The sequence below is a fragment of the Streptomyces sp. WP-1 genome (genome assembly GCF_030450125.1).
GTDB classification, from domain to species: Bacteria; Actinomycetota; Actinomycetes; order Streptomycetales; family Streptomycetaceae; genus Streptomyces; species Streptomyces incarnatus.
The window spans coordinates 2,235,824-2,248,920 of record NZ_CP123923.1; the positions used below are offsets into that span (position 1 = coordinate 2,235,824).

At 73.2% G+C, this 13,097-nt stretch carries 10 protein-coding genes and 1 riboswitch; of the genes, 2 read left to right on the top strand and 8 right to left on the bottom strand.

Annotation, left to right across the window (positions count from 1 at the left end; translation table 11 throughout):
* Nucleotides 1-119: 119 nt before the first annotated feature.
* Nucleotides 120-911, top strand: coding sequence for a VOC family protein (locus QHG49_RS09450; RefSeq protein ID WP_301488571.1), 792 nt, complete (start codon nt 120-122; stop codon nt 909-911).
* Nucleotides 912-1,612: 701 nt separating this feature from the next.
* Here QHG49_RS09450 and QHG49_RS09455 read toward each other — a convergent pair.
* From QHG49_RS09455 to QHG49_RS09470, 4 genes are all read right to left on the bottom strand, one after another.
* On the bottom strand, nt 1,613-2,263 hold the full coding sequence (locus QHG49_RS09455; protein ID WP_145487534.1) for a thymidine kinase: 651 nt from the start codon (nt 2,261-2,263) through the stop codon (nt 1,613-1,615).
* Nucleotides 2,264-2,316: 53 nt separating this feature from the next.
* On the bottom strand, nt 2,317-3,507 hold the full coding sequence (locus QHG49_RS09460; RefSeq protein ID WP_159705694.1) for an alkaline phosphatase family protein: 1,191 nt from the start codon (nt 3,505-3,507) through the stop codon (nt 2,317-2,319).
* Nucleotides 3,507-4,094, bottom strand: coding sequence for a DUF5998 family protein (locus QHG49_RS09465; protein ID WP_145487531.1), 588 nt, complete (start codon nt 4,092-4,094; stop codon nt 3,507-3,509). The genes QHG49_RS09460 and QHG49_RS09465 overlap by 1 nt, the downstream gene beginning before the upstream one ends.
* Before the next feature lie 467 nt (nt 4,095-4,561).
* Nucleotides 4,562-7,423, bottom strand: coding sequence for a bifunctional GNAT family N-acetyltransferase/acetate--CoA ligase family protein (locus tag QHG49_RS09470; protein WP_201300684.1), 2,862 nt, complete (start codon nt 7,421-7,423; stop codon nt 4,562-4,564).
* A gap of 145 nt (nt 7,424-7,568) precedes the next feature.
* On the opposite strand from QHG49_RS09470, the gene QHG49_RS09475 reads away from it, so the two are divergent.
* On the top strand, nt 7,569-7,850 hold the full coding sequence (locus QHG49_RS09475; protein ID WP_159705692.1) for an HPr family phosphocarrier protein: 282 nt from the start codon (nt 7,569-7,571) through the stop codon (nt 7,848-7,850).
* Between the two features lie 213 nt (nt 7,851-8,063).
* Here the strand turns inward: QHG49_RS09475 and QHG49_RS09480 are convergent, their stop codons facing one another.
* The 4 genes from QHG49_RS09480 to QHG49_RS09495 all read right to left on the bottom strand — a co-directional run bounded on the left by QHG49_RS09480 (nt 8,064) and on the right by QHG49_RS09495 (nt 12,875).
* Nucleotides 8,064-8,750, bottom strand: a complete 687-nt coding sequence (locus QHG49_RS09480; protein WP_301488576.1) for a GntR family transcriptional regulator — start codon at nt 8,748-8,750, stop codon at nt 8,064-8,066.
* A 200-nt stretch (nt 8,751-8,950) separates the two neighbouring features.
* A complete protein-coding gene (locus tag QHG49_RS09485; protein WP_301488578.1) occupies nt 8,951-9,694 on the bottom strand; it encodes a M23 family metallopeptidase in 744 nt (247 codons plus the stop codon).
* A gap of 13 nt (nt 9,695-9,707) precedes the next feature.
* Nucleotides 9,708-9,866: riboswitch (cyclic di-AMP (ydaO/yuaA leader) on the bottom strand.
* Between the two features lie 226 nt (nt 9,867-10,092).
* Nucleotides 10,093-11,463: a pitrilysin family protein gene (locus tag QHG49_RS09490; protein ID WP_301492745.1), complete on the bottom strand. Its 1,371-nt coding sequence runs from the start codon at nt 11,461-11,463 to the stop codon at nt 10,093-10,095.
* 17 nt (nt 11,464-11,480) lie between these two features.
* Nucleotides 11,481-12,875, bottom strand: a complete 1,395-nt coding sequence (locus QHG49_RS09495; protein WP_301488580.1) for a pitrilysin family protein — start codon at nt 12,873-12,875, stop codon at nt 11,481-11,483.
* Nucleotides 12,876-13,097: the final 222 nt, after the last annotated feature.

Consider the following 13,097-nt stretch of genomic DNA (forward strand, 5'->3'; position numbering starts at 1 on the left):
CAACCGTGGAAGATGCCGTCACACCGGTACGGGCGTACGCGCCGGCGGCGTGCACACACCTGCCGGAGGAGCGAAAGCGACACGGCCGCCGCACAAGGCGGCCGGGGAGAGAGTGATCGATGACCGAGGCACGGGAGTCGGCCGGTCCGCAGGCGCTGCGCGCGCCCGGCACACCCTGCTGGGTGAGTCTGATGGCGCACCGGCTCACCGCCACCGAGGAGTTCTACGGGGAGCTGTTCGGCTGGGAGTTCCGGCCGGGCCCGCAGCAGCTCGGCCCGTATGTGCGGGCGTTGCTCGACGGGCGCGAGGTGGCCGGCATGGGCCAGCTGCCGCCGGAGAACCGGCTGCCGATCGCCTGGACGCCCTATCTCGCCTCGGACGACGTGGACCGCACGGCGGAGGCGGTACGGCTGTGCGGCGGCACGGTGGCGGTCGGCCCGCTGGACGCGGCCGAGGCCGGGCGGCTGGCCATCGCGTCGGACCCGTCGGGCGCGGTGTTCGGCATCTGGCAGGCGCCCGCGCATCTGGCCCCGGCGATCACCGGGGTGCCGGGCGCGCCCGTGTGGAACGAGCTGCTGACGTTCGAGACGGAGAGCGTCGCCAAGTTCTACGCGAGCGTGTTCGGTTACGAGGCGGAGCCGGAGGTGTCCGCCGGGTTCGACTATGTGACCCTGCGCGTCGACGGGCGCCCGGTGGCCGGGCTGCAGGGTGTGGGCCATGGGCTGCCCCGGGACCGGGGGCCGTACTGGGGGACCTATTTCGAGGTGGCCGACACGGCGGAGACGCTGCACCGGGTGACGGGTTTGGGCGGCCGGATCGTCCACCCGGCCCATGACAGTCCGCACGGACGGGTGGCCACGGTGGCGGATCCGGAGGGCGCCGTCTTCTCGGTGATCCAGGATCCATGCTGACGGGGTGGGACGGCACGGGGCGGCGCCGCGCGTCCTCGATGGCCGCGACCGGGGCGGCCGGAGCACGTCGGGGCGGTCGGTGAGTGCTGGTCCGGCCGGTGAGCGCTGGGGCGATCGGTGCATGCCGGTGCGGTCGGTACCTGCCGGTACGGTCGGTGCGGCTGGTGGTGGGGCCCGCGCCGAACGCCCGGTGTGCCAGGCGCCAGCACCTGCGCCGAGCGTCCGGTGCGACGGGCGCCAGCACCTGCGCGGAGCGTCCAGTGCGACGGGCGACAAGACCTGCGCCGACGGTCCGACGCGGCGAGGGCCGCGCTAGGCGCCCGACGCGATCCGCGACAGCACCCACGCCGAACGGTCCAGTACGACCGCGGCGGGAATTGCGCCGACGGATCGGCGCGACCGGCGACAAGATCGGCGTCGGCGGTCCGGTGCGGCGCGGCAGAGCCCGCGCGGGGCGCCCGATGCGAGCCGCGACAGCTCCCGCGCCGAACGCCCAGTACGACCGGAGACAAGGCCCCGCGCCAACCGTCCGGCACGACGCGGCGGAACCCGCGCCGGGCACCCGATGCGAACCGCGACAGCACCCACGCTGAAGCCCGATGCAACCGCAGCGAGATCCGCGCCGAACGGTCCAGTAAGACCGGCGACAAGACCTGCGCCCACGGTCCGGCGCGGCTGGCGCGGGTGGGGTTCTGGTCGGGTCAGGAGGAGGAGACCGGCAGGACGTCCGGGGAGAGGGCCGCCGCGCGGGACGTCGCGGCGGTCATGCGGCGCCGGTGGTGGCGGCGGCACAGCACCTCGTAACCGACCTCGTCCGCCGCCTGGTTGACGTCCCCGACGACCACCTGGGCGCCCTCGACCACCATCTCGCCGCCGACCGTACGGGCGTTGTGCGTGGCGCGGGCGCCGCACCAGCACAACGCCTCCACCTGGAGCACCTCGACACGGTCGGCCAGCTCCACGAGCCGCTGGGAGCCGGGGAAGAGCTTGGAGCGGAAGTCGGTGGTGATGCCGAAGGCGAAGACGTCCACGCCGAGGTCGTCCACCACGCGCGCCAGCTGGTCGATCTGCACGGGCGCGAGGAACTGCGCCTCGTCCGCGATCACATAGTCGATCCGGCCGCCCTGCGAGAGGTGGTCCACGATGTACACATAGAGGTCCTGGGCGTCGGCGACCTCCACCGCGTCGGTGACCAGGCCGAGACGCGAGGACAGTTTGCCCGCGCCCGCGCGGTCGTTACGGGTGAATATCATCCCGGCCAGGCCCCGCGCGGAGCGGTTGTGCTCGATCTGCAGAGCCAGCGTCGACTTCCCGCAGTCCATCGTTCCGGAGAAGAACACCAGCTCGGGCATGAGGAGTTGAGCACCTTTCGGCGAGAGGGGCGGGACAGCGGGCAGGGGCAGCGTCAGGAGCGTACTTCGAGCAGCGGGACCAGCTGCTCCACGGGAGTCATCGAACCGTGGTTGCCCACCAGCGCGGACTCCTTGGGCTCCCGCTCGGACGCGATGATCAGGACGTCGTCGGACGCCGCCGCGATCACGTCGCCGAGCCGGGCGTACACCCGTTCGTCCACCTGCGGGCCGAACCAGCCGGCTTCGATCGCCTCGTCGCGCGAGGCCACCCAGAACTGCTCGCCGAGCACCTCGCGCCAGCAGGTCAGTACGTCGTTCGCGGCGCCCGGCACCGCGTACACATGGCGGGCCCGGCCCTCGCCGCCCAGCAGGGCGACCCCGGCGCTCAGTTCCCAGTCCGTGTCGAAGTCGAAGCGGTGCTCCTCGTCGAACGGCACGTCGATCATGCCGTGGTCGGCGGTGACGTAGAGCGCGCTGCGCGGGGGCAGTTGCTCGGCGAGGCGCTGGGCGAGCCGGTCGACGTACATCAGCTGGCCGCGCCAGGTGTCGGAGGCGACGCCGTAGCGGTGGCCCGCGCCGTCGAGTTCGGCGTAGTACGTGTACACCAGCGCGCGGTCACCGGCGGCCAGTTGCGCGGCCGCGAGGTCCATCCGCTCCTCGCCGGACAGCCTGCCGTGGAAGCTGCCGCCGCTGAGCGCGACCTTGGTGAGCGGGGTGTGCTGAAACGTGGGCGAGGAAACCTGCGCGGCGTGCACCCCCGCGTCATGGGCCAGCTGGAAGACCGTGGGGTACGGCTGCCAGCGGCCCGGGTCGGTGTACGGCTGCCAGCGGAGCTGGTTCATCAGCGCGCCGGTGGCCGGGTCGCGGACCGTGTAGCCGGGCAGGCCGTGGGCGCCGGGGGGCAGGCCGGTGCCGACGGAGGCGAGGGAGGCCGCGGTGGTCGCCGGGTAGCCCGCGGTGAGCGGCCGCCCGGTGCCGCCGCGCGAGCTGCCGAGCAGCGAGGTGAGGAAGGGCGCCTCGTCGGGGTGGGCGCGCAGCTGCTCCCAGCCGAGGCCGTCGACCAGGAAGACGCAGGCGCGGTCGACCGGGGCCAGCTCGGTGATCGCGGCGGTCGTGCCGGGGACACCCATGCCGGCGGCGAGCGTGGGGAGCAGGTCGGCGAGAGAGCCGGTGCCGTACTCGGGCAACGGGGCGGTGGCCAGGGCGAGGGGCTCCGGGTGGTCCCAGGCGGAGAGCTGGGACATCAGCGGTCGAGGTCCGCGGTCGCCTCGGAGAGGGCCTGCGCGAAGGCGAGCGCCTCGCGCACCGTCTCGGGGCCGTCCCCGGCCTCGCTGACGCGCAGGCTGAGATCGTCCGCCGTGGAGCTGCCCGTGTAGCCGTGGTCGGCGTCGCAGTTGGGGTCGCCGCAGGCGGCGGGCTCCAGGTCGATACGGCTGACCGCGCCCCAGCCGATGGTCAGCACGACCTCGCGGGGCAGGGTGCCCGGGGTGTACTGCTCGGGGTTGGCGACCACCCGGCTGAGCACCACGGAGGAGATCCGGCCGAGCTTCACGGACTCGGTGGAGGTGGTGGCGTACGGCGTCGGGGAGGTGCTGTCGGCGGCCTGCTCGTCGGTGTGGCTGACGATGAAGCGGTGGGCGGTGAGGACCAGGACGGTCACATGGCGGCGCACCTCGTTCTGGTCGAACGTGGTCTCCTGGTGGACCAGGTACGACCGGATGGGCTCGCCGCCCACGGCAGCCTCCACCGCCTCGGCCACGAGGGCCGGGTAGTAGCCGCTGCGCTCGATCGCCGCTCGCAGCCCCTGGGTCGTCGTACTGGTCTTGGCCATGGCGTCCATCCTAGTGCGTGGACGGGGGCACTCCGGGCCAACGGGGCGCGCCGCGGGCCGGGGGTCCGGGTGCCTCGGGGCGCCGGAACCGGGGGCGGCGGGTCCGGTCGCCGCGTGTTCCTCGGGACCGGCCCGTGCCGGATCTCCACCCGCTCGGCGGCGATCGGACAGGTCACGGGTTCGAATCCACTCGCGTCCGCCTCGAACGCGACCACGGCGGCCGGCCTCTTTCCGAGGGCCCGGGACAGGCGCGCTCGCCTCGGCGGTGGCGCGGAGGGCGGGGTCCTGGAGGGCGAGTGGGCAGAAGACCAGGGCGGGTGCGACGAAGACCACTTCCAGGGCGTGGTGGTCCGTGAGGCCGTGATCGGCGGCCGGCCGCGGCGCCCCGGCGTCCCAGCCGCGCATCTCCCATTCCCGTCAGCTGCCCTCGGGGAGCGCCGCTGCCGGCGATCTCCATGGGCCGCTGCTCAGTAGGCGGGCATGGTGCGCGGGCCGTGGTCGTCGCGGGCGGGCGGGGGCGCGAGGCGGACGGTGGCGCCGAGCACGTTCGCGCCGTGCGGGGCCACGACGACCGGTTCCAGGGTGACGGCGACCACCTCGGGGTGGTCGTCGACCAGGCGGGAGACCCGCAGCAGCAGTTCCTCCAGCGCGGGGGTGTCGACGGGGGTGGAGCCGCGCCAGCCGAACAGCAGGGGCGCGGTGCGGATCGCCCGGACCAGGGAGGTCGCGTCCCGGTCGGTGACCGGGATCAGCCGGTGCGCCGTGTCGTCCAGCAGCTGGGAGGCCGCGCCGGCGAGACCGAAGGACAGCACGGCACCGGCCGCCGGGTCGATCACGGTCCGTACGACGGTGTCGACGCCCCGGGGTGCCATCCCCTGCACCACCGGCCGCAGCTCCTCCGGCTTGCCGAACAGCTCGCTCAACTCGGCGTACGCCCGGCGCAGTTGCTCCTCGTCCGCCAGGTCGAGGCGTACGCCGCCCAGGTCGGCGCGGTGCCGCAGGTGCGGGGCGGTCGCCTTCAGGGCCACCGGGTAGCCCAGGGCGCGGGCGGCCTCGACGGCGTCCTCGGGGGTGGGCGCGGGGAGCGCGCGGCGGACCTGGATGCCGTACTTCGCGAGCAGTTCGCAGGTCTGCGCGTCCGAGATGGTGAGTCCCTCCCCGCGCTCCAGCAGCTCCCCGATCAGCCGCGCGGCCCCCTTCTCGTCGATGTCCTCGTACTCGGGCACCCTCCCGGGCTCGGCCGCCTCCCGCCGCCACTGCCCGTAGCGGACCGCTTCGGCGAGCGCGCGTACGGCGCGTTCGGCGGCGGGGTAGGCGGGGATGAGGCGGGTGCCGTCGGGGGGTGGGGCGGGGGTGGTGGACACCGGCTCCGCGGTGGGCAGACGTTCCGCAGGCCGGGCCGGGTCCCCGGTGCCAGGTGCCCTCTCGGTACCGGATGCCTTCACGGTTGCCGCCGGTGCCGTGCTCGCCGCCGCCGACAACGCCTCCGCCAGCCCGCCCAGCTCCACGTGCACCACCAGCACCGGCTTCCCCGGCACCCCGGCGGCGGCCGACCGCAGGGCCTCCGCCAGCTCCGCGTCCCCCGGCGACGCCTCCCCGATCGCGGGTATCGCCGTCACCACGACGGAGTCGTTCGTGTCGTCGGCCAGCGCCGCGCTCAGCGCCCGGTGGAAGTCCTCCGGTGTCGCCCCGGTCGTCAGATCGAGGGGCCGCGCCGGGCGCAGCCCCTCCGCGAGGCACCGGTCGTACGTCAGCACGCCCAGCGACTCGGAGTTCCCGAGGATCGCCACCCGGGGCCCGGCGGGCAGCGGCTGCCGGGCGAGCAGCAGCCCGGCGTCGACCAGCTCCGTGATGGTGTCGACCCGGATCACCCCGGCCTGCCGCAGCAGCGCGGAGACGGTCGCGTACGGCAGCCGCGTCGCGCGCACCGCGTGCCCCTGCGGTGCCGTACCCGTCCCCTGCACCACGACCAGCGGCTTGGCCGCCGCCGTCCGCCGGGCGAGCCGGGTGAACTTGCGCGGGTTGCCGATGGTCTCCAGGTACATGAGGACGACGTCGGTGTCGGGGTCCTCGTACCAGTACTGGAGGACGTCGTTGCCGGACACGTCCGCCCGGTTGCCCGCGGAGACGAACGTGGAGACGCCGGTCGTGCCGGTGACCCCGCCGCCGCGCCGGTGCAGCCGGGACAGCAGCGCGATGCCGATGGCGCCGGACTGGGCGAACATGCCGATGCGGCCGGGACGCGGCATCTCGGGCGCGAGGGAGGCGTTCAGCCGTACGTCCGCGGCGGTGTTGATGACGCCGAACGCGTTGGGCCCGATGATCCGCATGCCGTACGCGCGCGCCTGCCGCACCAGCGCCCGCTGTCGCTCCTTGCCCTCGGGGCCGCTCTCGGCGTACCCGGCGCTGAGCACCACCAGCCCCTGGACGCCGTGTTCCCCGCAGTCGGCGACCACCGCGGGCACGTACTCGGCCGGTACGGCGACGACGGCCAGGTCCACCGGTCCGTCGACGTCCCGCACGCAGCGGTACGCGGCCACCCCGTCGACCTCCGCCAGGTCCTCCGGGAACGCCTTGTTCACGGCGTACAGCGGGCCCTCGTACCCGGCGTCGCGGATGTTGGCCAGGACGCTGCGGCCGACCCCGCCGGGCGCGCGGCCGACGCCGATGACCGCGACGGAGCCGGGCGCGAGCAGCCGCTGCACCGAGCGCGCCTCGGCCCGCTGCTCGCGCGCGTGCTGCACGGCGAGGGCGCGGTCCGTGGGTTCGAGGTCCAGCTCCAGGCGTACGACGCCGTCCTCGAAGCTGCGCTTCTGGGTGTACCCGGCGTCCGTGAACACCTTGATCATCTTGTTGTTGGCGGGCAGCACCTCGGCGGCGAAGCGGCGGATACCCCGCTCCCGGGCGACGGCCGCGATGTGCTCCAGCAGGGCGGAGGCCACGCCCCGGCCCTGGTGGGCGTCCTGCACGAGGAAGGCGACCTCGGCCTCGTCGGCGGGTCCGGACGCGGGCGCACCGCCGGCCCCGATGCGGTCGTAGCGCACGGTCGCGATGAACTCGCCGCCCACGGTGGCCGCGAGGCCCACCCGGTCCACGAAGTCGTGGTGGGTGAAGCGGTGGACGTCCTTGGCGGAGAGCCGGGGGTAAGGGGCGAAGAAACGGTAGTACTTGGATTCGTCCGAGACCTGCTCGTAGAAGTGGACCAGGCGGTCGGCGTCGTCGACGGTGATGGGCCGGATGCGAGCGGTCCCGCCGTCCCGCAGCACCACGTCAGCCTCCCAGTGCGCGGGGTACTCATACCGGCTCTGCGGTTCCGCCGAGGTTCGCATGGGGCCCAGCGTACGGCTCGCGTACGACAACGGCGCGGGGCACTCTGTGGAGCACGGCGGAGGGGGTGCGCAGCCCCTCTTCTGGCACGCGTCACGATATGGAACACTGGTCTAGACAACCCTGAACAGTGAAGGGCAGCAACACATGGCTGAGCGCCGCGTCAACGTCGGCTGGGCCGAGGGTCTTCACGCCCGCCCCGCCTCCATCTTCGTCCGGGCCGCCACGGCCGCAGGTATCCCGGTGACGATCAGCAAGGCCGGCGGCACCCCGGTCAACGCGGCGTCCATGCTGGGTGTTCTGGGCCTGGGTGCCCAGGGCGGCGAGGAGATCGTGCTCGCCTCTGACGCCGAGGGCGCGGACGCCGCCCTGGACCGGCTGGCCAAGCTGGTCACCGAGGGCCTGGAAGAGCTTCCCGAGACGGTCTGAGCGGGATCCGGACAGGTCCAGGCGGATTTTGAGAAGCCGCGCCATCCCCAGCGGGTGGCGCGGCTTCCGCGTTTCTGGCGCGGTTTCCGCGTTTTCGGAGTGCCACCGCATTAGCCATGAGCAGCTTTCACCTCGGCCCGCTCACGGGAATTCAGGACACCGGGAAATACGCGACTGCCGAATATCCCACCCACTTTGTATACGGCACCCGTGTTAATTCCCCGCACCGGACATGTTTACGGCATGTTGCGAAGTCCGCGTGCGCGCCGCGGCCCCCGGGATCCGCAGCCGGTGCGCCGCCGTCGCCCGCTCGGTGTGCAGCGCGGTCACCGCGCGGGCGCGCTCGCCGTCGCCGCGGGCCACCGCGTCCACGATCGCGCCGTGCTCCGCCCAGGTGCCGACCAGGTCGGGCGGTGTGTCCACCGTGTACATCCAGGCGATCTTGTGGCGCAGCTGGACGAGTGTCGAGGTCAGCGAGGGGCTGCCGCAGGACTGGGCCAGCGTCTCGTGGAACCAGCCGTCCAGGGCGCGCAGGTCCTCGCTGCCGCCCCTCCTGGCGCGCTCCTGACCCAGCCGGACCAGGCCGCGCAGCACCTTGAGATGGGCCTCGGTACGGCGCCGGGCGGCCCGCGCCGCACCGAGCGGTTCCAGGAGCAGGCGCATCTCCAGCAGGTCGGCGGCCTCCTGCTCGGTCGGTTCGGCCACGCAGGCGCCCGCGTGCCGGCGGGTCACCACGAAGCCCTCCGCCTCCAGGGTGCGCAGGGCCTCGCGCACGGGGACACGGGAGACGCCGTAGCGGCGGGCGAGCACCTCCTCGGTGAGGCGGCCGCCGCGTTCGAGGGCGCCGGCGACGATGTCGTCCCGGATCGCCGTGCACACCGATTGCGCCGGAATACGCATGACCGACCTCCGCCTTAATACCCGCGACACGACACCGACGACGGACGCGTGTTTTCCGTGACTCTATTCCACCGCGCCGGAATTTCCGATGGCGGTCCCCGAACCATGGATATTTTTTGGACAGGGTCCGGGGAGAACCGCCGGGGAATGGCGAAAGCCCCGGCCGGGTGGGCCGGGGCTTTCGATGCCGTGCGGGTGGGTCAGACGTTCACGCCGTGGCCGCGGAGGTAGGCGAGGGGGTCGACGTCGGAGCCGTAGTCGGGGCCGGTGCGCGCCTCGAAGTGCAGATGCGGGCCGGTGACGTTGCCGGTCGCGCCGGACAGGCCGATCTGCTCGCCCGCGGTGACCTGCTGGCCCACCGTGACACCGATGGACGACAGATGGCCGTACTGGGTGTACATGCCGTCGGCCATGCGGAGCACGATCTGGTTGCCGTACGCCCCGCCCCAGCCGGTGGAGACGACGGTGCCGGCGCCGACCGCGTGCACGGAGGTACCGGTCATCGCGTGGAAGTCGATACCGGTGTGGGAGCCGGAGGACCACAGAGAGCTGCTGGCCTTGTAGCCCGTGGACACGTAGGAGTGCGCGATCGGGGCGACGAAGGCGTTCAGCCGCTTGCGCTCGGCCTCGCGGGCGGCGCGGGCCTTGGCCGCGCGGGCCTCCTTCGCGCGCACCGCCGCGGCCTTCTCGGCCGCCTCGTGCTCGGCGATCCGCTGCTGGGCGACGGCCTGGGCGTCGATGTGCTCGGCGAGGTCGTCGCCGGCGGTGAGCACCGGGGTGAGGCCGGTCTGCTCGACGGTGTGCTCGGCGGCGAGCGCCGGGGACGCGGCGAGGGTGCCGATGACACCGGTGGTCGTCAGGGCCGCGACGCCGGCCGCCTGGGCGGCGGTGCGCTTGACCCGGCCGGGCTTGCGGTGCTTCCCGGCGGCGCAAATGAACGCCATGTGTGTGGCTGTTCCTTTCCTTCCCTCTCGCCTACCGGGTTAGCTGACGGGTTCGGAGCAGGAAGGTCTCCTACGGGCCCCGCGCTCGCGCACGGACGCCCGATTCACCCCAGGGACGTGTGGGTCCCCGGCTCCCCTGGCTCGCGCCCCGGGGACTCGGCGATGGCTGTCCGGTGCCGCGGCTGCGGCGCACTGCCCGACGGACAACCCGGACGACGCTAAGCGGACCGGCTTCCAATCCCCAAACAGAACGCGGTTTTTGTAAGCCATCCCACAGGGCAGACGGGCAACCTCCGCCTTAATCCGGACATCTGGGGAGGAGAGTGGAACAAAGTGGGGCCCTGACGACCCGTAGGCCGTCAGGGCCCCACCCCCAAGGGGGTCGCGGGCGCGTGCGGTTACTCGGCCGCCACCACGGTGACCTCGCCGATGCCCAGCGCCTCGACCGGCGCCTTGATCTCCGAGGCGTCACCCACGAGGACCGTCACCAGGCGGTCCACCGGGAAGGCGTTGACGACCGCCGCGGTGGCCTCCACGGTGCCCGTCGCGGCCAACTGCCGGTACAGCGTCGCCTGGAAGTCGTCGGGCAGGTGCTGCTCCACCTGGTCGGCGAGCGTGGCCGCCACGGCCGCCGCGGTCTCGTACTTCAGCGGCGCGACCCCGACGAGGTTCTGCACGGCGACGTCCCGCTCGGCGTCGGTCAGGCCCTCCGCCGCGAGGGTGCGCAGCACCTTCCACAGGTCGTCCAGCGCGGGGCCGGTGTTGGGGGTGTCCACGGAGCCGCTGATGGCCAGCATGGAGGCGCCGTTGCCGTCGGGTCCGGAGCGGAGCACCTGGCCGAACGCGCGCACACCGTAGGTGTAGCCCTTCTCCTCGCGCAGGACGCGGTCCAGGCGGGAGGTGAGGGTGCCGCCGAGGCAGTAGGTGCCGAGCACCTGGGCGGGCCACACCCGGTCGTGCCGGTCCGAGCCGACCCGGCCGATGAGCAGCTGCGTCTGGACGGCGCCGGGCCGGTCGACGATGACGACACGCCCGGTGTCGTCGGCCGTCACCGCGGGCACGGGGCGGGGCTCGCCCGGGGTGCCGGTCCAGGCGCCCAGGGTCTCGCCGAGCAGCGCGTCCAGGTCGATGCCGGTGAGGTCGCCGACCACGACCGCGGTGGCGGTGGCGGGGCGCACATGGCGGTCGTAGAACGCGCGTACGGCGGCCGCGTCGATCTTCTCGACGGTCTCCTCGGTGCCCTGGCGCGACCGGGACATGCGCGCGGTCGCCGGGAACAGCTCCTTGGAGAGCTCCTTGGCGGCGCGGCGGGCGGGGCTGGCCAGCTCGTGCGGGATCTCGTCCAGGCGGTTGCGGACCAGCCGCTCGATCTCGCTCTCGGCGAAGGCGGGGGCGCGCAGCGCGTCCGCGGTCAGGGCGAGGCCCCTGGCCAGGCGCGAGGCGGGGACCTCCAGGCTGATCCGGACGCCGGGGTGGTCGGCGTGGGCGTCCAGGGTGGCGCCCGCGCGCTCCAGCTCGGCGGCGAACTCCTCGGCGGAGTGCTTGTCGGTGCCCTCGGAGAAGGCGCGCGCCATGATGGTGGCGACGCCGTCCAGGCCGGCCGGCTCGGCGTCCAGCGGGGCGTCCAGGAGCACCTCGACGGCCACGACCTGCTGGCCGGGACGGTGGCAGCGCAGCACGGTCAGGCCGTTGTCGAGCGCGCCGCGTTCGGGGGCCGGGAAGGCCCACGGCTTCGCCTCGCCGGCCTGCGGCTGCGGGTGGAAGTCCATGGTGGCGAGCTGCTCGGTCACTTGGCCGTCTCCTCGTTCTCGTTTCCGGCCTCTACGGTGGCCTGTGACTCGGGGTCCTCGGGCACCTCGGCGTCCTCGACGGCCTGCGGGGACTTCGGCTCGTAGACCAGGACCGCGCGGTTGTCGGGGCGCAGCCGGGCCTTGGCGACCTCCTGGACCTCCTCGGGGGTGACCTCCAGGATGCGCTGCACGGCGTTCAGGGCGAGCTGCGGGTCGCCGAACAGGACGGCGTAGCGGCACAGTTCGTCGGCGCGGCCCGCGACGGTGCCGAGCCGGTCCAGCCACTCGCGCTCCAACTGGGCCTGGGCGCGCTCCATCTCCTCCGCGGTGGGGCCCTCCTCGGCGAACCGGGCCAGCTCCTCGTCGATGGCGGTCTCGATGACCGGCACCTCGACGTCGCCGGAGGTCTTCACGTCCAGCCAGCCCATGGAGGGCGCGCCGGCCAGCCGCAGCAGCCCGAAGCCGGCCGCGACGGCCGTACGGTCGCGCCGCACCAGCCGGTTGTACAGCCGGGAGGACTCGCCGCCGCCGAGGACGGTCAGGGCGAGGTCGGCCGCGTCGCACTCACGCGTGCCGTCCTGCGGCAGCCGGTAGGCGGCCATCAGGGCGCGCGCCGGGACCTCCTCGACGACGACCTCGCGCAGCTGCTCGCCGATGACCTCCGGCAGGGAGCCGTCACGGGGCGCGGGCTTGCCGTCGTGGCCCGGGATGGAGCCGAAGTACTTCTCGATCCAGGCGAGGGTCTGCTCGGGGTCGATGTCGCCGACCACGGAGAGCACCGCGTTGTTCGGCGCGTAGTAGGTGCGGAAGAACTGGCGGGCGTCCTCCAGGGTGGCCGCGTCCAGGTCCGCCATGGAGCCGATCGGCGTGTGGTGGTACGGGTGGCCCTCGGGGTACGACAGCGCGGTCAGCTTCTCGAAGGCGGTGCCGTAGGGGACGTTGTCGTAGCGCTGGCGGCGCTCGTTCTTGACGACGTCGCGCTGGTTCTCCATGGACTCGTCGTCCAGGGCGGTCAGCAGCGAGCCCATGCGGTCGGCCTCCAGCCAGAGCGCGAGCTCCAGCTGGTGGGCGGGCATGGTCTCGAAGTAGTTGGTGCGCTCGAAGCTGGTGGTGCCGTTGAGCGAGCCGCCTGCGCCCTGCACCAGCTCGAAGTGGCCGTTGCCCTTGACCTGTCCGGAACCCTGGAACATCAGGTGCTCGAAGAGGTGGGCCAGGCCGGTGCGTCCCTTGACCTCGTGGCGGGAGCCGACGTCGTACCAGAGGCAGACCGCCGCCACGGGGGTCAGGTGGTCCTCGGAGAGCACCACGCGCAGACCGTTGGCCAGGCGGTGCTCGGTCGCTGTCAGGCCCCCGGAGCCTGCCTCGGCTGTGGTCGTGTGACCCATGGGCATGTACGTCCCTTCGCGAGCGGAGGCGGTTGTGAAACCGCGTTCTTCCTGCCGTTCCTGCCACTGTATGCAAAGCGTGCGAGGCCTCGGCGAAGTTCCCGCGGCACGTACGCCGACAGCGGATCGCGTAGCCTGCCTCGCACCCGGATCCTGGTGATCGTCCGGGGCGCCGGTCCGGGTTGTCAGTGCCCCGGTCCACAATGGTCCGCGACAGATCCGTCAGAC

Bases quoted from the DNA above. Each gene is read 5' to 3' on its own strand.
- QHG49_RS09490 (WP_301492745.1), bottom strand. From the start codon at position 11,463: ATGGACTTCCACCCGCAGCCGCAGGCCGGCGAGGCGAAGCCGTGGGCC.
- QHG49_RS09480 (WP_301488576.1), bottom strand. From the start codon at position 8,750: ATGCGTATTCCGGCGCAATCGGTGTGCACGGCGATCCGGGACGACATC.
- QHG49_RS09465 (WP_145487531.1), bottom strand. From the start codon at position 4,094: ATGGCCAAGACCAGTACGACGACCCAGGGGCTGCGAGCGGCGATCGAG.
- QHG49_RS09475 (WP_159705692.1), top strand. From the start codon at position 7,569: ATGGCTGAGCGCCGCGTCAACGTCGGCTGGGCCGAGGGTCTTCACGCC.
- QHG49_RS09470 (WP_201300684.1), bottom strand. From the start codon at position 7,423: ATGCGAACCTCGGCGGAACCGCAGAGCCGGTATGAGTACCCCGCGCAC.
- QHG49_RS09450 (WP_301488571.1), top strand. From the start codon at position 120: ATGACCGAGGCACGGGAGTCGGCCGGTCCGCAGGCGCTGCGCGCGCCC.
- QHG49_RS09495 (WP_301488580.1), bottom strand. From the start codon at position 12,875: ATGCCCATGGGTCACACGACCACAGCCGAGGCAGGCTCCGGGGGCCTG.
- QHG49_RS09485 (WP_301488578.1), bottom strand. From the start codon at position 9,694: ATGGCGTTCATTTGCGCCGCCGGGAAGCACCGCAAGCCCGGCCGGGTC.
- QHG49_RS09455 (WP_145487534.1), bottom strand. From the start codon at position 2,263: ATGCCCGAGCTGGTGTTCTTCTCCGGAACGATGGACTGCGGGAAGTCG.
- QHG49_RS09460 (WP_159705694.1), bottom strand. From the start codon at position 3,507: ATGTCCCAGCTCTCCGCCTGGGACCACCCGGAGCCCCTCGCCCTGGCC.